This is a genomic window from Planktothrix prolifica NIVA-CYA 540 (genome assembly GCF_963864145.1).
Lineage (GTDB): Bacteria > Cyanobacteriota > Cyanobacteriia > Cyanobacteriales > Microcoleaceae > Planktothrix > Planktothrix agardhii.
Genome location: NZ_CAWLTW010000001.1, coordinates 101120 through 120379, shown reverse-complemented (window position 1 = coordinate 120379; position 19260 = coordinate 101120). Strand labels below are relative to the sequence as shown.

The following is a 19260-nucleotide window of genomic DNA, read 5'->3' as shown; positions in this document are numbered from 1 at the left end:
CGCTGGATCTCTTCGTTATGATTCAAATCTATGGTTCAAGTCTCTGTTGATGCTCTAATTGATATGGCAATTGCTGGTGAGGGTGTGGTTAGTTTCCCAACGGACACTGTACCCGCTTTAGCCACCCGTCCCGATCGGGCGGAATTGATTTTTCAGACGAAACAAAGGAGTCAAGATAAACCATTAATATTAATGGCCGCCACACCGGAAACATTATGGCCTTATGTGAATGGGACAGTTGAAGAATTATTAGTTTGGAAAAGTATCGCCCGGGAGTATTGGCCCGGAGCCTTAACTTTGGTATTACCTGCTTCTGAAAAAGTTTCTCCGGCAATGAATCCGGCTGATCCGTCTACAATTGGGGTAAGGGTTCCCGATTGTGCGATCGCTCAATCTATTTTAGCCCGCACTGGCCCGATGGCAACCACTAGCGCTAATTTATCAGGACAACCGCCCCTGTTAACAATGGCTGAAATTAATACTCAATTTCCCGATGTTTTCACGTTATTTTCCTCGGAATTTGATCCAACTATCATCCCATCAACTATTCCTTCAACGGTGGTAAAATGGGAAAGCAATGGTCAATGGAAAATTCTAAGACAGGGTAATTTAGTAATCAGTAATCAGTAAAGAATAAATACTAATCTGTTGATTAACTCCGAGCTTTTAAACTGTTGATCAACTCTTAACTCTTACCCCCCTAGCCCCCCATTGGAAAAGGGGGGAAACTAATTACTGATTACTGAAGTTGACCAATAACTGATCAACTCCTACACTGATAACTGATAACTGATTACTGATAACTGAAATGGGTTGGAGCGAATTTTTATATTTAGGTTTTGGGTCGGGGTTAGGGGTCGCCCTAAATCAGCTATGGCTGGGAAAAGGAAAAAAATCGCCCGACCCAGTTGGGACAGAAGACACCTCCAAAGATGTCGATTATCAACAGCAGGTGCAAACCCTATCTTATCAATTGAAACAAACTCAACTTGCCTATCATTCGGCGACGGAATTGAGTTTATTTAAAGCGGGGTTTTTGGCGCGGACGTCCCATGAGTTGCGATCGCCCCTTAGTAGCATGATTGGTACGTTACAAATAATTATTTCCGATCTCTGCGAGAACCCAGAGGAGGAACGAGAATTTATCAATCTCGCCCACACATCAGCGTTGAAAATGGTGAGATTATTAGATGAAGTGATTTCTGTGGCTAAAACAGAATATGGCACAGATACTATGGATATTCATGCCATTGGGTTAGCAAAACTGATGGATGAGGTAGAAGATTTAACCTGTATGCAGGCGGAAAATCGTAGTATTAGATTAAAAATTGATCCTCCTGATAGTGATATTTATGTGATGGCAGATTTACCTCGACTGCGACAAGTTTTAGTCAGTTTAGTAGATACTGCGATCGCTCAAATGACCGAGGGAAGTGTGAATGTTTCTGCACATCCTTCTCCCGAAACGGGATTTGTGCATATTTGGGTTGATGATCAACGTCCGGTTAGTGCTTGGAGTGAGTCTTGGGATTTATTAAAATCCACATTAGATATTGATCAACCTCCGTTTGAGCAAGGAACTTTATCCCCAGGAATGCGGCTGTTGATGAATCAAACTTTATTGAGTTTAATGAAGGGTCGTTTAGAAATTTTAGCGATTCCTTCTGAGGGAGAAGATTCTAATTTTAATCGGACTCAATGTTCGATTCCCTTAGCAAAACCCTAACTCAATTAGAGAGACGGCTTAATTCTTGTCAGCTATTAATATATTTTTGTTACCCCAATTGCTTAATTTTTAAGCCTTTTCCAGAACCCATATACCTTTTAGCCCCCTTGTAACCCGTCAGCAATATTACTTTAAACTATCCTATCTCTAAAAAAGTTGTCAGTATTTTTTGAATTAGCCCTCCCCTAAAGTTAAAATTTCTAGGGGAGGGTGTTTTGGTTTGGGAAGTTGTGATAGATTAGTCGGTGCTGGATCTGATCGAGATTATGGTTTGTTCCCTGACCCAACCTCAGAATACTTTTACTAACTCCGTGCAACGTTTCAAACGCTATGGGTGGGCGACGTTGCTGATTTGGTTCTGTCTGGTTGCCCCGGCCCAAGCCCAATTATTATTGCGGGTCGCTATTAAAGACGGTGCGAATCAGGTTAAAGTCGGTAGCACCACCCAGGCTGTTGTCCGAGATGGCAATGGTAAAGTCCTAGGGGAGTTGGCAGCGATGGGAGGTGGTGTCGCTCAAGCTAAATTGGGCAATGTGGCCCTGGGCAACTGGCAAGGTTCCCAACTCTGGATTGACCCCAGCAATGGGGGGAATGTGTGGATAGGTAATGGTTGGTATCGAGGACGGGTATTATTAGTGCCTCGGAATGGCGGTTTAACGGCGATTAATTATGTTGATTTAGAGGAATATCTCTATAGTGTTCTGGGGGCGGAAATGGATGGCGGATGGCCCCAGGAAGCCCTGAAAGCTCAGGCGGTGGCGGCGCGAACCTACGCTCTCTACAGACGTCAACGCAGTAATGGGGTTTTTGATGTTGGAGATGATCAAAATTCCCAGGTCTATAAAGGTTTAATTACTGAATCCACGGGAACTCTGGCGGCGGTGAATGCGACCCGGGGACAGGTTTTGACCTATAACGGTCAAGCTATTTTGGCGGCCTTTCATTCGGCTTCTGGAGGACATACCGAAAATGTTGAGGATGTCTGGAATGAACCCTTACCCTATTTACGGGGAGTCCCAGACTTTGACCAAGGAACTCCGGTATTTGAATGGACAAAAACCTTCTCACAAACAGATTTAAGTAAACGGATTTCTGGCGTCGGGAATATTACGACGATGACTCCGCAACGGACTTCGGCCTATGGTAGTATTCTGGCGATGAAAGTAGTTGGGGACAAAGGGGCGCGAGTGATGAGTGGGGATGATATTGCCTCAGCCCTGGGACTTCGTAGCACCCGGTTTCAAGTGAATCGAAAAAGTGGGACGACCAGTTTTCAAGTCACGGGTCGTGGCTTTGGTCATGGAGTGGGTTTGAGTCAATGGGGTGCTTATAATTTGGCTCGGGGTGGATACAATTATCAACAGATTCTAGCCCACTATTATCAGAATACGACTTTAGCAAAAATTGATGTTCGCTAACCGTAGTGAGTCCTTTAGGACTCTCTGATGATATTTAAAGATGGGGAAGAAGCCCTGAAGGGCTTACTACGGGATGAGGGTTTCTGTGTAGTGAGTCCTTTAGGACTCTCTGATGATATTTAAAGATGGGGAAGAAGCCCTGAAGGGCTTACTACGGGATACGGATTAAATCTTCATCTCCGTGTCATATCTTTGCCACAGTAGCGTCATATTCACCCTGTAACTTAAAGAATATCGGGGCAAAAACATTTCTACCCCCTTAATTCTTTATAGATAGAGGTATTACAATGAAATCTGATTTTGATGCTTTAAATTCTCCCCTAGAGTCTTCTCGGTTGGAATGGACGGAAACACCCCGTCCTACTCAACGCCCGAAAACCTCATCTTTAACATCTTTATCTTTAGTTTTATTAGGGGTAGGGGCAGGAATCGCTGGAATGTCTATTCTGCCTCAACTCCAACGCCCTCAACCCAGCCCCCCGACGGTGACATCCCCCGTACCCCCGACCGCCCTCCCCGCCCCGGTCAGTGCCAAGCAGGGGACAATTACCACTCCTGACCTGGTGGCGACGGTGGTACAGCATTTCGGGCCAGCTGTTGTCCGAATTAATGCGACCAAAACCGTTGAAAATCAGATGCCACAACAGTTTAATGATCCCTCGTTTGAACGTTTCTTTGGTTCTCAAATGCCCAATGCGCCTAAACAGGAAATTGTTCGGGGTTCCGGGTCGGGATTTATTGTTAATTCCAATGGTCGAATTATTACTAATGCTCACGTTGTTGATGGGGCTACAAAGGTATCGGTTGTATTAAAAGATGGTCGTCAATTTGAAGGAAAAGTAGTGGGTACTGACCCGGTAACGGATGTTGCTGTGATTCAAATTCAAGCGGATAATTTACCGACTTTAACTATTGGTAATTCTGAAACTTTACAACCGGGGGAATTAGCGATCGCTATTGGCAACCCATTAGGATTAGATAATACTGTAACTGTGGGTATTATTAGTGCTACAGGTCGATCGGGAAGTGAAGTTGGTATTCCCGATAAACGAGTTAGTTTTATTCAAACCGATGCCGCTATTAATCCGGGTAATTCTGGTGGGCCGTTACTGAATCAAAAGGGTGAGGTAATTGGGATGAATACCGCCATTATTCAAGGTGCTCAGGGCTTAGGATTTGCGATTCCGATTAATCAAGTTCAACACATTGCCGATCAAATTTCTACCACTGGAAAAGTTGAACATCCATATTTAGGGATTCAAATGGTAACGCTTTCTCCTGAAGTCAAAGAAAGTTTAAATCAAGATCCCAATAGTCCGATTAGTGTGAATGAAGATCGAGGAGTTTTGATTGCCAGAGTTATGCCCAATTCTCCCGCCCATCAGTCAGGATTACGCGCTGGAGACGTGATTATTCAAGTGGATAATATCGCAGTTACTAAAGCCGATGAAATCCAACAAATTGTTGAAAATGTAACGGTAGGAAGTTCGTTAAAAATGGAAATTAAACGTCAAGGTCAACCTCTCAATTTAGACGTGAAAACCGCAGCTATCCCCGTTAATCAGTAATCAGGCTGTAGAGATGCGCCATGGCGCGTCTCTACTAATTGCTGATAGGATCATGAACCGTAACTAATTTTGTTCCATCGGGAAAAGTGGCTTCAACCTGTACGTCATGAATCATTTCAGGAATCCCCTCCATAACATCTTCTCGCCTTAAAATTGTTTTTCCATAACTCATTAATTCCGAAACCGTTTGTCCTTCTCTCGCTCCTTCCAAAATAGCAGCAGTAATATAAGCAACGGCTTCAGGATAGTTTAATTTTAGTCCTTTTGCTTTCCGTCTTTCTGCTAATAAAGCAGCCGTAAAAATCAATAGTTTATCTTTTTCTTGCGGGGATAATTGCATAGATTTATGTTAATAATTTTTCAAGGATTAAAGTTGCCAGACGCGAGGTTTGACAATTGATTTTCCCGTATAATTTTGACGGAGCAATTGCCAAACATCCGTAAACCAGTTTATCACCTCTTGGGTAGAATTTCCCCGATAGCGACAGAGTAATCCTGATATTAATTGCGTCACTCCAGCTTGACTAGAAGTTTCTCGCTGCGACCACAATTGTCTGATATTTTTCACAATATCTTCAGAAACGGGTTTTCCCACCCAAATTAAGCTGGCAATTACAGGTTTTCCCCCCAAACCATGAGGATTATTCAATATTTCTTCATTGGCTATAAAGCCCTGTCGATCAATCCAAACTGGACAGCCATTTTGCCAAATTTCTGTACAGGATTTCCACTGTCCATGATTGAATATTTCTCCCCTAGCTGTACGTCCAAACCGGGTAATTTCCCATCCCAAATAACAAGCATTAGGAGCTAAATTTACTCGGAGATTTTGACTAAAAATAGCCCCATTAAAGATAATTATTTCCCTGGGAATAAATTCTAAATAGGCTTTTTCTTGTACTTCAATCTTAATATGATTTTGGGCAGTTTCTCCCGAACTTCGATAAATTTTACTGGCTGCGGGAGTAGTTAATAAAACCTGGGTTTCCGGCTGTAAATTAATGGTTTGGGATAGGCGATCGCCGCCTACCATTCCTCCGGCAGTATGTAATATAATACTATGGCAGATATCCTTACCTTCAGGATAAAAAGAACGCTGAATCTTTAACGGGGCTTGAGTATAGGCTTTAACTAATTGAGTAGAATTACCAATTTTCTGATAGTCTAACTCTAATATTCCTTGCCATTGTGAGGGCTTGATTTCCAAATTTTTCATAAAAGTAGTAAGCCCTTTAGGGCTTCTTCAAGTTTTTATCGTTACCAAACCAATAATTATACATCGTTATTAATGGTAGTAAGCCCTTTAGGGCTTCTTCAAGTTTTTATCGTTACCAAACCAATAATTATACATCGTTATTAATATTAGTTTTTACTATTAAATCTAGGGAATAAAGAAAGCCCTGAAGGGCTTACTACTAATTATACATCGTTATTAATGTTGGTTTTTACTATTAAATCTAGGGAATAAAGAAAGCCCTGAAGGGTTTACTACGGGATTAAGTGGGATTTAATAAATTTGATGATAGCATCTAATCCTTGTTGGGTTTTTAAATTTGTAAAGACAAAGGGTTTATTTCCTCGCATTTTTTTCGCGTCTCTTTCCATAATTCCTAAATCTGCACCGACTAAGGGCGCGAGGTCAATTTTATTAATCACTAATAAATCGGATTTGGTAATTCCTGGCCCGCCTTTACGGGGAATTTTATCTCCGGCGGCTACATCAATTACATAAATGGTAATATCCACTAATTCCGGGCTAAAAGTGGCGGCTAAATTATCCCCACCACTTTCTACAAATAACAAATCTAAATGATTGAATTTGGTTTCTAATTGTTCAATAGCGGCTAAATTTAATGAAGCATCTTCTCTAATAGCAGTATGGGGACAACCTCCGGTTTCTACTCCTAAAATGCGATCGCTTTCTAAGGCTTGGGAATTAACCAAAAATTGAGCATCTTCTTGAGTATAAATATCGTTTGTAACTACCGCTAATTGATAGGAGGTTCGCATTTGCTTACACAAAACATCAACTAAGGCTGTTTTTCCCGAACCTACTGGCCCAGCAATTCCAACTCGCAAACCAGACATAAAATTAAGATGAAAACTACCCAGATTTATTATACCATAAATTAATAAATAAAATTAACTTCTAAATAATCGACTATATTGGGTTTCATGGGCCATACTTGCTAATGCTAACCCCCAATTACAACTAACTAAATCTTCATCTTCTAATTGTAAAATAGCCGTAGCTGTTGATTCTATTTCGGGGTGTAATTGTAAGAGTAAAGTTTGACCCATGGTTTGACCTAATGGAATCAATTTTACCCCAGCATTAATTAAATTAGTCGCCCAACTATAAAGATATCCGAGTAAGGCATTTTTGAGATCAAGATCCCAATATACTGCACCTAATCCAAAAGCGATCGCATAATTACAAGGTTTCCCCACTTTTTCCGTCCAATCTTTCAGAGCAGGTAATTCTAAATCTGTTGTTTTAACCGCTTCTAAATTAACTAAAAGCTGGATTAAAGTATTGCCCATCTGCCAACTTTGTTGTCGTAATTCCGATGTTTCTTTAGCCGCTGTTGACCATTGATTCCAATAAACAAATTGGTTATAATTTTGATTGATAACACAGCGATAAGCCCGAACCATTAAGGCAGCTTCCAGTCGAATTGCGCCATAATTCAGGTCTTGAATTAACCACTGTAATAAACTAGAATGATCAGTAATAACTTGAGTTTCAACTAAGGTTTCTAAACCCTCTGAATAACTATAAGCACCCAAGGGTAAAGCCGGACTGGAAAGTTGTAATAAATTTAAAATCATTGATAATATAGCAGTTCTTGTGGATATCTTTACAAAGGTCAAGCCTAATTTAACCACAAAGACACAAAGACACAAAGAAGTTGTCAACACTAACCTGCTTATTGCTATAATTAATGATGATGTCCATAGGCTCCCCCTTCAGGATAAAAAGGCGCAATTTCTTCTTGAATTGTTAATCCTTGATGCACTAACATTGAAGATAGTACAGGATCGGGGGAAAATCGTAAATAGTCGGCGGTAATTTCTAACCGAACATGACGATTTCCTAAATGATAAGCCGCTTTTAATAAATCGAGGGAATGGTTAGCCCTGACCGTAATAATAGGTTCCGGTTTAGCAATCACTTTTGCCCAAATATCTTGAGCATCAGAGGTTAATAAATCCCCCGCTTTTAAAACCATTCCCCTAGGAAGGCGAATATAATAGGTTTCACCCTCCAAGGCTTCAATATATTGACGGGTTTTTGTGCGTTCTTCTGCGGTTAGAGCGAAATTAACTGTAACCTGTTGATGCTCTTTCTCTGGAACTAATTGCGTAAAAATAATCATAATTGCAGTTAATTAGAACTAATAGAATAAAGTTTAAATCAATCTATTAATAAATTCCTTGTTGTTGTGCTTGAGCACCGATTTCAAGAAGGGCTAAAGCACAACAACTTTTATATCACAATAGGTTATGCCTTCAGATAGATGAATTTAGGCCAGAATTTTAGGTACATTTAATTTAATCATCTCATCTAAATCAATTCGTTTTTAATTGGGATAAACTTTGGTAAAAATTTATGAATAATCGACCTGTAAATCAGCCCCATTCTAATCGGGAGACTCCTGACCCGGTAAGGGATGAATCTATTCGTCAAAATGAAAGAACTAAAGTTAATAATGACATGGCTTGGAGTACCATAATTGGCATAGGAATTGCTGTATTATTGTCACTAGGAATTGGTTTTCTAGTTTGGCCTAGTTTATTTAAACCCGATGACTCCAAAGCTCCAACCGTAGGGCCGGGACAATCGGAACTTAATACTCCCAAAACTCAAACCCCAGGACGAGATACGGTGATTATTGAGAAAAATCGAACTCAAGAAGTCGTTCCTGTTCCCGTGCAAGTCCCCCAACCTAAGCCCAATGTTAACGTAACAGTACCTCCGGCGGCTCCCCAACCTAAGCCCAATGTTAACGTAACAGTTCCTCCTACGGCTCCTCAAGCTGCTCCCAATGTTAATGTAACAGTTCCTCCGGCGGCTCCTCAAGCTGCTCCCAATGTTAACGTAACAGTTCCTCCGGCGGCTCCTCAAGCTGAACCCAAGAAGGACGAAGTATTACCAGAAACCAATTCTAGTCCCACTTCTGAGCCTTCTCCCCCAGCGTCTGGAGACACCAATGGGTCTGGAAATTAAGTAATGGGTAATGGGTAATGGGTAATGGGTAATGGGTAATAGTAAAGAAAGGATTATAATGGAGAATTGTCTAAATTCAATCAGATTCAATGAGTCCAGTAATGGTTAATGCAGGTTTGTCTCCGATTCGGGTAGGAATTTTGGGGTTTGGCGGGCTAGGACAGGCAGCAACAAGGGTTTTAGCCCCAAAACAGCAAATGCAGTGGGTGGCTGTGGCTGATCAGAAGGGTTATGCTTATGATGGGGATGGGCTGAACCCGAATCGCTGTATTGAGATTTATCAAGCTCAAGGGTCGGTGGGATATTTAGAACCCCATGGAATTTTGAGTAATAACAGTATTGAAAATTTAGTTAAAACCGCCCCAGGGGTTGAAGGGTATTTTCTGGCTTTGCCGAATTTACCTAATGATTTTATGGCTAGTGTGGCTAAAACCTTTATTCAGTTGGGATGGCGAGGGGTTTTAGTCGATGCGATTAAACGGACGAGCGCCGTAGAATTATTATTAGAACTCAAAGATGAGTTACAAGCCGCCGGAATTACCTATATGACCGGATGTGGAGCGACACCTGGGTTATTAACAGCAGCAGCCGCCCTCGCCGCCCAAAGTTATACAGAAATTCACAACATTAAAATTACTTTTGGAGTCGGGATTGCTAACTGGGAAGCCTATCGCGCTACCATTCGAGAAGATATTGGTCATTTACCCGGATATACCGTTGAACAAGCTAGAGCGATGAGCGATGCCCAAGTAGAAGCCTTATTAGCAGAAACGGGCGGGTTACTGACCTTGGAAAATATGGAACACGCCGATGATATTATGTTAGAGTTGGCGGGTATTTGTTCACGCGATCGCGTTACCGTGGGTGGAATTGTGGATACTCGCAATTCTAAAAAACCCCTGAGTACAAATGTTCAAATTACGGGCCGAACCTTTGAAGGGAAAGTTTCAACCCATACCTTTACTTTAGGGGATGAAACCAGTATGGCAGCTAATGTTTGTGGGCCAGCTTTCGGCTATTTAAAAGCTGGAATTCAACTGCATCGTCGAGGGATTCACGGTTTATTTACGGCGGCGGAAATTATGCCTCAATTTGTTAGTTAATATTCGATAAAAAGCGATCACTAACTTTAAAAAAACTCAGGGAGATTAAAATTCTACCTGAGTTAAAACTGTATTTTTTTATATTTATTATATGTTTGTTGATAGATAAATGCACCCTGTACTCTGATTTTGATAGTAGTTTTATTGTTGGGATATACAATTGATTAAATCTTGTAAATACAGCATGAATTGGAGTTATCTATTTCTTAAATAAAGTAGCGGCATGATGAGTACCGCTACTATTTGGATAAGATGAAGGCTGAGGGTCTCAACAGTGTGAGACAGATATTAATGCAATTCTTGAGTTGTTTGGAATGACTAATTTAATCATCGTTTTCTTAGTTAGATTGACGACGACGGGAAGCCAACATTCCACCGAAAGCTAAAGCTAAACCAACTAATGTGGTGGGTTCAGGAACTTCAACTGGTGCGGGGGGTTTGGGAGGTGCAACATAGCTGGCAAAAGTGTCACTTTTGCCATAAATTCCTTGAACGTGCATTCCAACTTTTAACTGATTAGAATTCAACTTACTGATCACTTTGTCAAAGCTACCGTCAAACAGCAAACCCAACTTTTCTGTCTGATCAATTCCGTCTTTATTAGAACCTTGCCGGATTGAATTAAAACCAATACTATCACTGCTTTGCCAACCTGTAATCAGGTTAGATTGAGCCAAATTTGTATTATTTAGATCTTTTTCAAAACCAACAGTTCCTTTATTGTAAAAAGATCCGATAGCAGAGATTCCAAATAAATTATTAATTGAATCACTACTGGTATCAGAGAATTTAATCTGGCTAATAAATGCAGTTGATACTGCACCTGTATTTTCAAACTGGAACAAAACTTGATTGGTATTGGTTTTGCTAACATTAAACTTGAATTTGCCAACAAGATCATCTCCAACTGTGTCGCCACCGAAGACGTTGCTAAATCCAAAGGTTTTTGTATCGTATATCCCCAAATTTGAAGTATTAACAGGAATAGTCGGACTGGGTGCTGGGGGTGCTGGGGGTTTTGAGCCAGCGTATGCAGATGTCGTAACCAGGGAAACCGCAACTCCAGTAGTTAATATAGTAGAACCGATAATTTTAGATAGTGTGTTTTTCATCTCAGCCTCATCCTTTATATTTTATAGCCTGGGGTAGAAACAAGGTGTTAAAACTTGGAAGTTTTTGATTTCCTTTTTCTACCCTAAACCAATAGTACGCAATTGGTTTAGGGTTGTCTATAGATTTTTGCCAATATCAGTTATTTTTACAGAAGGTTTACAGTGGGTCGATACAAATATAAAGGGATGATGAAATTAGCTAAAAAAACCTTTATATAGGATGCGTATATAGGTAGTAAATCATACTTGATCTTCTGCAATATCCGCAAAAAAACGCAGATCAGCATCAAGTTTTTGACTGTCGGGGCTTTTTTGAGACTTAAATGGGGAAACTGAAACCCTTGAGGGGAATTTGTTGTTGAGATAAACTTAAGCCTTTAGATTGTAGAAGGACGCCAAAATTGCCTAAACCCATAGGATCAATTAAAGAGTGTAAGCATTCTCGTCTTTGTAATATTTCTGAAATAGAATAGTTTGAGGGTTGGGATAGGGCAGAAATGCGATCGCCTAACCCTAACGCCATTAAAAATAAAGCCTGTTGTGTAAACCCAACGGCATCAATTCCCCAGTCTTTCCCATAAATTTGTAAGGCGGTAAAATTAACATGGGCGGTAATATCTTGGCGACCAATATTGAGATAGGGATCGTTATGATGACGATGTTGATAATAACATTGTAAGGTTCCTTCTGTTCGACTGGGAAGGTAATATCGTTGGGCGGTGTAACCATAATCAATTGTTAGAATAAAGCCTTGATTCAGTTTGGTCACTAGGGTTTTGATCCAGTCTAGGGCGGCTAAATTAACTTCTGTTCGATATCTTTCTGGGTAAGAATTAGAACATAAATCAATATCAATTAATTTAAAATAATCTGTGATTTTTTCGGTAGAAAGTTCAGCAATAATTTCCTTTAATCTTACTTCTGAATCTAAGGTAATATAAATTTCTTGAAGCTGTTGATCCTGAACTATAATTTGATGGACGGGAAAAGCATCAACTAATTCATTAGAGAAAAAACAACCGATAATATTATTATTTGGAATATCCTCAAGGTCACACCATTGAATTGATATTGAATCGGAGAGAGTTTTTTTGAGTTGGTGTTGTTGTTGAGCTTTGAGAAAATTAGATTTCTCGATAATAATATAATTTAAACATTTAAAAAATTCAGGATATTTTTTTTGTAAATATAATAAAATATCACTAGCTAATATTCCTTGTCCCGCACCCATTTCTATTAAAGTAAAGGAGTTAGGACAATCCATAATTTCCCAGATTTGGAAAAATTGTTCTGCTAACATTTCCCCAAAGTCTGACCCTAAATATGGAGAGGTAACAAAATCTCCTTCCGCGCCTAATTTGGGTTTATTAATGCTATAATATCCATATTCTGGGTGATATAAAACCCAGTTCATATAATCAGCAAAAGTAATTCTATTTTGGGGATTTTCCTTGATTTTTTGAGTAATAAAATTACATAAATTCAGATTGTTTTCATATTCCATAACAAACAATTATTCATAATATTAATAATTTTCCTCGTTGTTGTACCGTTGTTGGGCTTTAGCCCTTCTTCAATGAGTGCTGAAGCACAACAACAGCTTAACAACGGATTAGGGTTGATACCGAATATTGGCATCTTTTAAGCGTTTTAAGGCTTCTCCCAAGCGATCGCAATCTGCCACTAAACTAATTCTAAAATAGCCTTCTCCACCTATACCAAAGGCATTTCCTGGGGTAAAAACTACACCCGTTTGTTGTAACACCGTGAGAGCAAAATCCGTGGAATTCATCCCCTCTGGACAGGGAACCCATAAATACATTGTAGCTAAGGTTTTAGGAACATTCCAACCCAATTCTGCTAAACCCTTAATCAGAAAATCTCGCCGGGTACAATAGCGTTCTTGAACTTCTTTTAAATAGGAATCTGGCAAATTCAAAGCGGTTTCCGCCGCCGTTTGTAGTGCCGAAAATACCCCGTAATCTAAATTAGTTTTTAAGGTTCTTAACCCTTGTAAAACCTTGGAATTTCCCACCGCAAAACCCACTCGCCAACCCGCCATATTATAGGTTTTAGACATAGTATGGAATTCCACGCCAATTTCTTTTCCCCCAGGAATTTCTAATAAACTGGTGGGTTGATAACCGTCAAAAGCTAATTCGGCATAACATAAATCATGAACTAGCAGAATTTGATATTTATGGGCAAAGGCAACAATTTCCTCAAAAAATTCCCTGGGGGCGGTTGCACCCGTGGGGTTACTGGGATAATTAAAATAGAGAATTTTAGCTTGTTCGGCAATAGAATCAGGAATAGATCCTAAATCAATTAACCAGTTATTTTCCGGCTTCAAAATAATAGAATGAACCTTTCCCCCGGCAATTATTGGCCCGCGAAAATGTACGGGATAGGAAGGACTAGGAACTAAGACTAAATCCCCCGGATTAATATAAGCTAAAGCCAAATGACCTAATCCTTCTTTTGACCCTAATAGGGGTAAAGCTTCGCCATTGGGGTCGAGGGAAACACCATAACGACGGTGATACCAATTAGTAATTGCTAGTCTAAAATTAGCAGTTCCTTCAAAGGGTGGATAGCCATGATTTGCCGGATTTTTTAATGCTTCAATTGCCGCTTCAACAATCGGTTCAGGTGTGGCCCCGTCAGGATTTCCCATACCTAAATCAATTAAATCTAAGCCCTGTTGACGGGCGTTGGCTTTCAATTCATCTAAACGGGCAAAAACATAAGGAGGTAAGGCTTGTATCCGGTCAGCAGGGCTAATCCAATCTAATGTCATTGGTCGATTATGTGAGGTTAAAACTAATGTGTTCAGTAGAATAAAAAAGTGATTCTTTATTTTCCCCCGATCGGGTCTGCTTTTTTCCTTCCCTTCTCAATTCTTAATTCTGATATCGCAACCGCCAAGGCAGTTAGGACACCAGACGGATCTTGTAACCCAGACAGTGAAGTATTTTCCCCCGGTGTTCCCTCCCCTAGCCCCCCGTGCACGGGGGTTTGGGGGCTGTTCCGGTGTTCCCTGCTATATCGCAATTTGTCTAGGATTCTGGGTAAGGGTCTTTGGTGTTCCCCACTCGTAATTCGTAATTCGTAATTCGTAATTCCCCTGGGGCTGTAGTTGATACCATTGCCGCCATTAACTGTTCTGGAACTACTTTAAACGGTAAACGGTGAATATCAGAACGTTCATTACAAGCAACGTCGGCGGCTTGTCGCAGTTCGGCTAAGGTGATTTTACCCATTCCCAAATCATTCAGGGTTTGGGGTAAACCTAAATCGGTGTAAAACTTTAATAATTGTTGTCTAGCAGTGGCCGCGAGTTGATTACCCTGTACCATTTCTTCTAAACGCAGTTGTACCAAAATCCCAAAGGCGACTTTTTCCCCGTGTAAAGTCCCATGACTAGCCGCAACATGGGTTAAACCATTATGAACTGCATGGGCCGCAACGGTGCGACATTGGGCGCCCCCAATACCACCAATAACTCCGGCGAGTAATACCGTCGCATCGACAACTTCCCGCCAGGTTTCGCCACCGTTGTCTTGTAACGCGGTTAAGGATTTTTGTAATAATATATCTCGTAGGACTCGCGCCTGTTGTACCGCAGCGATCATGAAGGTTTGATCGGAATGTCCACTACTGACGCTGGCTTCATACCATTTAGCGATCGCATCCCCAATACCCGCCACTAACATCCTTTGGGGGGCGGTTTGAATTAAGTTATAGTCCAAAATCAATAAATCAGGACACCGGGCTAAACTAACATCATATAAAAAAGCCCCATCCTCGGAATAAACGTTAGAGAGGGCTGTCCAAGCGGCGCAGGTCGCCCCAGAAGTGGGAATGGTAACGATCGGGAGATGACATTGATGGGCGATCAGTTTGGCCGCATCCAGGGCTTTTCCGCCCCCCGTCCCGATGATAAAATCGGCCTTATGGTTGCTAACGGCTTGACGTAGGGCGGTTAAGCTGGTTTCGCTACAGTCAGCCCCATAGTAGATTTGAGAATATTGGAGTTGATGACGTTCTAAAATGGGTTGTAGGGCTTGAACAGTCAGGGGTAAGGAGCGATCGCCACCAATGATTAAGGGACGTTGACCAAAGCCTGCGATCGCCTCTCCTGCTTGTGTTAAGGCGTTATTGCCGCGTAAAACTTGGGCTGGGGCAATATTTAAACTTACAACCGAAGTGGAAATTAGATTCTGGGTTGAGGAAGTTTGAGGCATAGCAAGTTTAGTCAGTGGTGCTGAATCTTTTACTTTACCCCATTGTTCTGTAATTGGGGTAGTGAATAGGCAACAGGCCTGTCCCACAAATTTTAAGCTATTGTGGAATCAGTGACTCGGAAAGAACAAAATGGCAATCTTTCAACCCCGATCAGAAACTCCTCCGTTCTCTAGTTTGTATGATCAAGATTTTTATTTATGGCTTGAAAAAACGGTTAATTTATTAAGGACAGAAAATTTTTTAGAACTGGATCGAGATAATTTAATTGAAGAATTAGAGAGTATGGGGAGGAGTGATAAACGAGCGATCGAGAGTAATTTACGAGTTTTGTTAATGCACTTACTCAAATATCAATATCAACCTGAACGCCGTTCTAATAGTTGGCTGTCTACGATAATAGAACATCGAATTAGAATTAGTAAAGAGTTGAAAGCCAGTCCTAGTTTAAAGGGATATTTTGAACAAATTTTTGATGAAACCTATCAAGATGCTAGAATATTAGCATCTGTGGAAACGGGTTTATCATTAGATGTTTTTTCGTTAACTTGTCCCTTGACTTCTGAACAGGTACTTGATCGTGATTTTTTGCCTGAAAGTTAAGCGATCGCACCCTCTTAATTTTAGAATTATAAAAAATTATCTATAGCATCTCTTGTTTTATTTTGCACCTAGCCAAAAGTTTAGTTTATTCCCTATCCTGATTGTGATCTGAATTAAAAAATACATTGACAATCATTAATTGATGTGTTAAACCGTTACTAGCCAGATATAAAAAATGGACATAAATAATTTTTATTAATTGATGAATAACAATGATGCTGTTAAGACAATTCTGATTCTAGCTGCTAACCCAACTAATACGTCTCGGTTGCGATTAGAAGAAGAAATTCGGGAAATTGATGAAGGATTACGACGGGCAAATCAACGACATCAGTATAAATTAGAACAGAAATTAGCAGTCCGTTCTCGTGATTTTTATCGGGCAATATTAGATTATCAACCGCAAATTGTTCATTTCTGCGGACATGGGGCAGGACAGGATGGAATTGTCCTCGAAGATGATACGGGAAAAATGGTCTTACTGGAGACAAAAACCCTCGCCAGTATGTTTAAATTATTTGCCAAAAAAAGTGTTGAATGTGTGATTTTAAATGCTTGTTATTCAGAAGTACAAGCCGAGGCAATTAGTCAATATGTTGATTATGTATTAGGAATGAAGAAAGCGGTGGGGGATAAAGCCGCCGTTGCTTTTTCCGTTGCTTTTTATGATGCTTTAGCCGCCGGATATGAAGTCGAAGAAGCCTACGAGTTAGGCTGTTCGCAGATGATGAGTTTTTTAGAACAGGAAACTCCGGTTTTTAAGAAAAAACCCTTAATTCCGACTCTGATTAATATAGATATTCATGTTTTTGACGACGTTATTCCTCCGAACCCGTATCAAGGATTAGCGGCTTTTGGAGAAGAAGATGCCGACTTCTTTTTTGGGCAAGAAAACTTTATTAATAAATTAGTAGAAGTTACGCAAAACCAACCGTTAGTAGGAATTATTGGGCCGAGTGGGAGCGGAAAATCCTCGGTGGTATTTGCCGGTTTAATTCCTAATTTGAGAAAACAGGGGAACTGGTTAATTGAGGTTTTCCGTCCAGGGAAAGAACCGTTTTTACCCTTAGCTTCTGCCTTAGTGAGACAACTGGAACCGGAAGCGGGAGAAACTCAATTCTTGCGGGAATCTGTGGGACTCGCTAGTGATTTTCAACAAGGGAGAATCACAGTACAACAGGTGATTTCTCGCATTTTAGAACGCAACCCTGGGAAACGGTTATTATTAGTCGCTGACCAATTAGAAGAACTGTATACCCTGTGTCTGGTGAAGGAAGAACAGGAACGCTTTGCTGATGAATTACTGGCAGCTATTGCCCAAGAAAATATTAGATTAGTGTTTACCTTACGGGCGGATTTTTATGGTTATGTCTTGTCCTATCGTCCGTTTCGAGATGCCTTACAGGAATATACCCCCCAGTTACTTAGTTCGATGAAACGGGAGGAATTACAAGCCGCCATTGAATTACCTGCCCAAAAATTAGAAGTACAATTAGAAGAACAATTAACCCAAAGAATCCTCGATGATGTGGGGCAAGAACCGGGGAATTTACCGTTATTAGAATTTGCCTTAACTCGGTTATGGGAAAAACAGAAAAACCGAGAGTTAACTCATGCAGCATATCAAGAAATTGGGGGGGTTAAAAAAGCGATCGCTAATCATGCAGAACAAGTTTATCAAAAATTGAGTGAAACGGAGAAACAACAAGCCCAGAGAATATTTTTACAATTAGTCCGTCCAGGGGAAGGAACAGAAGACACCCGACGAGTGGCGACCCGTGCGGAAGTGGGGGAGGAGAATTGGAATTTGGTGAGTTATTTAGCAAGTCATCAAGCGCGGTTGGTGGTGACGGGACGCCATGAACGAGACCTAACCCCCCAGCCCCCTTCCCTGCAAGGGAATGGGGAGAATGAGATTGTTTCTGCTGCTGTAGCAGAGAAGGAACAAAATCAAAGCCCCTCGCCTCGCAGGAGAGGGGTTTGGGGAGAGGTCACTTTTGCAGAAGATACGGTAGAAGTCGTCCATGAAGCGTTAATTCGAGAATGGTTAACGCTGCGGGAATGGATGAATGCCAACCGTCAGTTTAGAACTTGGCAAGAACGGTTAAAGGCAGGGTTACGGGACTGGAAAAATCATAACTATGAACCGGGAGGGTTATTGCGGGGAACCTCCTTATCGCTGGCGGAAGATTGGTTACAAAAACGCGCCGATGAAATAACCTCCGAGGAACGGGATTTTATTCAGGTTAGCGCAAAAGAACGCGATCGCCAAAAACGAGAAATTGAACACAGACGACGACTAATCATGATGGGGTTAAGTGGCTTTTCCGTTATCGCCTTGGGTTTAGCGGGAATGGCAGGTGTTAATTGGAGGGAAGCTCGTATCAGCCAAATTAATGCTCTGGCTCAATCTTCTGATGCGCTATTGAGTTTAGACTGGTCGGAAGCGGTCAAAACCAGTTTAAAAGCCGTTCTGCAAATGCGGCGTACACCTTGGGTTAATGCCGATACCCATACCCAGGTAGAACTTGCATTACTCAATACTGTCCCCAGAGTGGCAGCACAAAATACTTTGGGGGGACACGCACAGGGGGTTAATGGGGTGAGTTTCAGCCCCGATGGCAAGTTCCTGGCGACAGGGAGTGCTGACAGGACAGTGAAACTGTGGGATATCAGCACTGGCAAAGAAATCAAAACTCTCAGTGGGCATATCAACTCGGTTAATGGGGTGAGTTTCAGCCCCGATGGCAAGCTGCTGGCGACCGGGAGTGGTGACAGGACAGTGAAACTGTGGAATACCACTACTTGGGAAGAAATCAAAACCCTGACTGGGCGGAGCTCGGTTCATGCGGTGAGTTTCAGCCCCGATAGCAAGCGCCTGGCGACCGGGAGTGGTGACAACACGGTGAAACTGTGGGATGCCACCACCGGCAAGGAAATCAAAACCCTGAGAGGGCATACCGACGGGGTTTATGCGGTGAGTTTCAGCCCCAATGGCAAGTTCCTGGCGACCGGGAGTTTAGACACCACGGTGAAACTGTGGAATACCACTACTTGGGAAGAAATCAAAACCCTAACTGGGCATACCAACTCAGTTTGGGGGGTGAGTTTCAGCCCCGATAGCAAGCTGCTGGCGACCGGGAGTGCTGACAACACGGTGAAACTGTGGGATGCCAACACCGGCAAAAAAATCAAAACCCTCAGTGGGCATACCAACGGGGTTACATCGGGTGAGTTTTCAGCCCCCGATAGCA

General features: G+C 41.5%; 17 protein-coding genes. 8 read left to right on the top strand and 9 right to left on the bottom strand.

What is annotated here, in order from left to right:
* The first annotated feature begins 30 nt into the window (after nucleotides 1-30).
* The 4 genes from AC559H_RS00505 (at nucleotide 31) to AC559H_RS00490 (ending at nucleotide 4712) form a co-directional block, all read left to right on the top strand.
* Nucleotides 31-630 carry an L-threonylcarbamoyladenylate synthase gene (locus AC559H_RS00505; protein ID WP_026793391.1) on the top strand — a complete coding sequence of 200 codons (600 nt, stop codon included), beginning with the start codon at nucleotides 31-33 and terminating at the stop codon, nucleotides 628-630.
* 178 nt (nucleotides 631-808) lie between these two features.
* On the top strand, nucleotides 809-1726 hold the full coding sequence (locus AC559H_RS00500) for a sensor histidine kinase (protein WP_026793390.1): 918 nt from the start codon (nucleotides 809-811) through the stop codon (nucleotides 1724-1726).
* 266 nt (nucleotides 1727-1992) lie between these two features.
* Nucleotides 1993-3144, top strand: coding sequence for a SpoIID/LytB domain-containing protein (locus tag AC559H_RS00495; protein WP_043937221.1), 1152 nt, complete (start codon nucleotides 1993-1995; stop codon nucleotides 3142-3144).
* A gap of 287 nt (nucleotides 3145-3431) precedes the next feature.
* Nucleotides 3432-4712 (top strand): HhoA/HhoB/HtrA family serine endopeptidase, encoded by a 1281-nt coding sequence (locus AC559H_RS00490; protein ID WP_036832964.1) that lies wholly within the window; start codon nucleotides 3432-3434, stop codon nucleotides 4710-4712.
* A 34-nt stretch (nucleotides 4713-4746) separates the two neighbouring features.
* Here AC559H_RS00490 and ureA read toward each other — a convergent pair whose 3' ends face one another.
* The 5 genes from ureA to ureE form a co-directional block, all read right to left on the bottom strand.
* Entirely contained in the window at nucleotides 4747-5052 is a 306-nt protein-coding gene (gene ureA / locus AC559H_RS00485; RefSeq protein WP_026793389.1) for an urease subunit gamma, read from the bottom strand.
* Between the two features lie 27 nt (nucleotides 5053-5079).
* Nucleotides 5080-5928 (bottom strand): urease accessory protein UreD, encoded by an 849-nt coding sequence (locus tag AC559H_RS00480; protein ID WP_026798406.1) that lies wholly within the window; start codon nucleotides 5926-5928, stop codon nucleotides 5080-5082.
* A 272-nt stretch (nucleotides 5929-6200) separates the two neighbouring features.
* Nucleotides 6201-6800: an urease accessory protein UreG gene (gene ureG / locus AC559H_RS00475; protein WP_026787568.1), complete on the bottom strand. Its 600-nt coding sequence runs from the start codon at nucleotides 6798-6800 to the stop codon at nucleotides 6201-6203.
* Nucleotides 6801-6854: 54 nt separating this feature from the next.
* Nucleotides 6855-7544 carry an urease accessory protein UreF gene (locus tag AC559H_RS00470; RefSeq protein ID WP_026793387.1) on the bottom strand — a complete coding sequence of 230 codons (690 nt, stop codon included), beginning with the start codon at nucleotides 7542-7544 and terminating at the stop codon, nucleotides 6855-6857.
* Nucleotides 7545-7654: 110 nt separating this feature from the next.
* The gene (gene ureE, locus AC559H_RS00465; RefSeq protein ID WP_026798405.1) at nucleotides 7655-8092 is read right to left on the bottom strand and encodes an urease accessory protein UreE; all 438 of its coding nucleotides are present in this window, start codon (nucleotides 8090-8092) and stop codon (nucleotides 7655-7657) included.
* 233 nt (nucleotides 8093-8325) lie between these two features.
* Between ureE and AC559H_RS00460 the strand changes: the two genes are divergently transcribed.
* Both AC559H_RS00460 and bioU read left to right on the top strand, forming a co-directional pair.
* Nucleotides 8326-8943, top strand: coding sequence for a hypothetical protein (locus AC559H_RS00460; RefSeq protein ID WP_026798404.1), 618 nt, complete (start codon nucleotides 8326-8328; stop codon nucleotides 8941-8943).
* 89 nt (nucleotides 8944-9032) lie between these two features.
* Nucleotides 9033-10046 carry a (S)-8-amino-7-oxononanoate synthase BioU gene (bioU, locus tag AC559H_RS00455; RefSeq protein ID WP_202806316.1) on the top strand — a complete coding sequence of 338 codons (1014 nt, stop codon included), beginning with the start codon at nucleotides 9033-9035 and terminating at the stop codon, nucleotides 10044-10046.
* 338 nt (nucleotides 10047-10384) lie between these two features.
* On the opposite strand, the gene AC559H_RS00450 is transcribed toward bioU, so the two are convergent.
* The 4 genes from AC559H_RS00450 to AC559H_RS00435 form a co-directional block, all read right to left on the bottom strand.
* The gene (locus AC559H_RS00450) at nucleotides 10385-11158 is read right to left on the bottom strand and encodes a PEP-CTERM sorting domain-containing protein (protein WP_026793383.1); all 774 of its coding nucleotides are present in this window, start codon (nucleotides 11156-11158) and stop codon (nucleotides 10385-10387) included.
* A 319-nt stretch (nucleotides 11159-11477) separates the two neighbouring features.
* Nucleotides 11478-12662 carry a class I SAM-dependent methyltransferase gene (locus tag AC559H_RS00445; RefSeq protein ID WP_026798403.1) on the bottom strand — a complete coding sequence of 395 codons (1185 nt, stop codon included), beginning with the start codon at nucleotides 12660-12662 and terminating at the stop codon, nucleotides 11478-11480.
* Between the two features lie 108 nt (nucleotides 12663-12770).
* Nucleotides 12771-13958 carry an aspartate aminotransferase gene (locus tag AC559H_RS00440; RefSeq protein ID WP_026793382.1) on the bottom strand — a complete coding sequence of 396 codons (1188 nt, stop codon included), beginning with the start codon at nucleotides 13956-13958 and terminating at the stop codon, nucleotides 12771-12773.
* A 259-nt stretch (nucleotides 13959-14217) separates the two neighbouring features.
* Nucleotides 14218-15405: an iron-containing alcohol dehydrogenase family protein gene (locus tag AC559H_RS00435; RefSeq protein WP_051319661.1), complete on the bottom strand. Its 1188-nt coding sequence runs from the start codon at nucleotides 15403-15405 to the stop codon at nucleotides 14218-14220.
* A 130-nt stretch (nucleotides 15406-15535) separates the two neighbouring features.
* Here AC559H_RS00435 and AC559H_RS00430 point away from each other — a divergent pair, with 130 nt between their 5' ends.
* Nucleotides 15536-16006 carry a DUF29 domain-containing protein gene (locus AC559H_RS00430; protein WP_026793381.1) on the top strand — a complete coding sequence of 157 codons (471 nt, stop codon included), beginning with the start codon at nucleotides 15536-15538 and terminating at the stop codon, nucleotides 16004-16006.
* Nucleotides 16007-16208: 202 nt separating this feature from the next.
* The coding region (locus AC559H_RS00425; protein ID WP_237746344.1) for an nSTAND1 domain-containing NTPase at nucleotides 16209-19260 on the top strand (3052 nt) is incomplete at its 3' end.

What these genes read in the sequence shown, in the direction of transcription:
- AC559H_RS00495 (WP_043937221.1), top strand. Translation starts at nt 1,993, where the DNA reads ATGGTTTGTTCCCTGACCCAACCTCAGAATACTTTTACTAACTCCGTG.
- AC559H_RS00430 (WP_026793381.1), top strand. Translation starts at nt 15,536, where the DNA reads ATGGCAATCTTTCAACCCCGATCAGAAACTCCTCCGTTCTCTAGTTTG.
- AC559H_RS00445 (WP_026798403.1), bottom strand. Translation starts at nt 12,662, where the DNA reads ATGGAATATGAAAACAATCTGAATTTATGTAATTTTATTACTCAAAAA.
- AC559H_RS00435 (WP_051319661.1), bottom strand. Translation starts at nt 15,405, where the DNA reads ATGCCTCAAACTTCCTCAACCCAGAATCTAATTTCCACTTCGGTTGTA.
- ureG (WP_026787568.1), bottom strand. Translation starts at nt 6,800, where the DNA reads ATGTCTGGTTTGCGAGTTGGAATTGCTGGGCCAGTAGGTTCGGGAAAA.
- AC559H_RS00450 (WP_026793383.1), bottom strand. Translation starts at nt 11,158, where the DNA reads ATGAAAAACACACTATCTAAAATTATCGGTTCTACTATATTAACTACT.
- AC559H_RS00480 (WP_026798406.1), bottom strand. Translation starts at nt 5,928, where the DNA reads ATGAAAAATTTGGAAATCAAGCCCTCACAATGGCAAGGAATATTAGAG.
- AC559H_RS00505 (WP_026793391.1), top strand. Translation starts at nt 31, where the DNA reads ATGGTTCAAGTCTCTGTTGATGCTCTAATTGATATGGCAATTGCTGGT.
- ureA (WP_026793389.1), bottom strand. Translation starts at nt 5,052, where the DNA reads ATGCAATTATCCCCGCAAGAAAAAGATAAACTATTGATTTTTACGGCT.
- bioU (WP_202806316.1), top strand. Translation starts at nt 9,033, where the DNA reads ATGAGTCCAGTAATGGTTAATGCAGGTTTGTCTCCGATTCGGGTAGGA.
- AC559H_RS00460 (WP_026798404.1), top strand. Translation starts at nt 8,326, where the DNA reads ATGAATAATCGACCTGTAAATCAGCCCCATTCTAATCGGGAGACTCCT.
- AC559H_RS00490 (WP_036832964.1), top strand. Translation starts at nt 3,432, where the DNA reads ATGAAATCTGATTTTGATGCTTTAAATTCTCCCCTAGAGTCTTCTCGG.
- AC559H_RS00440 (WP_026793382.1), bottom strand. Translation starts at nt 13,958, where the DNA reads ATGACATTAGATTGGATTAGCCCTGCTGACCGGATACAAGCCTTACCT.
- AC559H_RS00500 (WP_026793390.1), top strand. Translation starts at nt 809, where the DNA reads ATGGGTTGGAGCGAATTTTTATATTTAGGTTTTGGGTCGGGGTTAGGG.
- ureE (WP_026798405.1), bottom strand. Translation starts at nt 8,092, where the DNA reads ATGATTATTTTTACGCAATTAGTTCCAGAGAAAGAGCATCAACAGGTT.
- AC559H_RS00470 (WP_026793387.1), bottom strand. Translation starts at nt 7,544, where the DNA reads ATGATTTTAAATTTATTACAACTTTCCAGTCCGGCTTTACCCTTGGGT.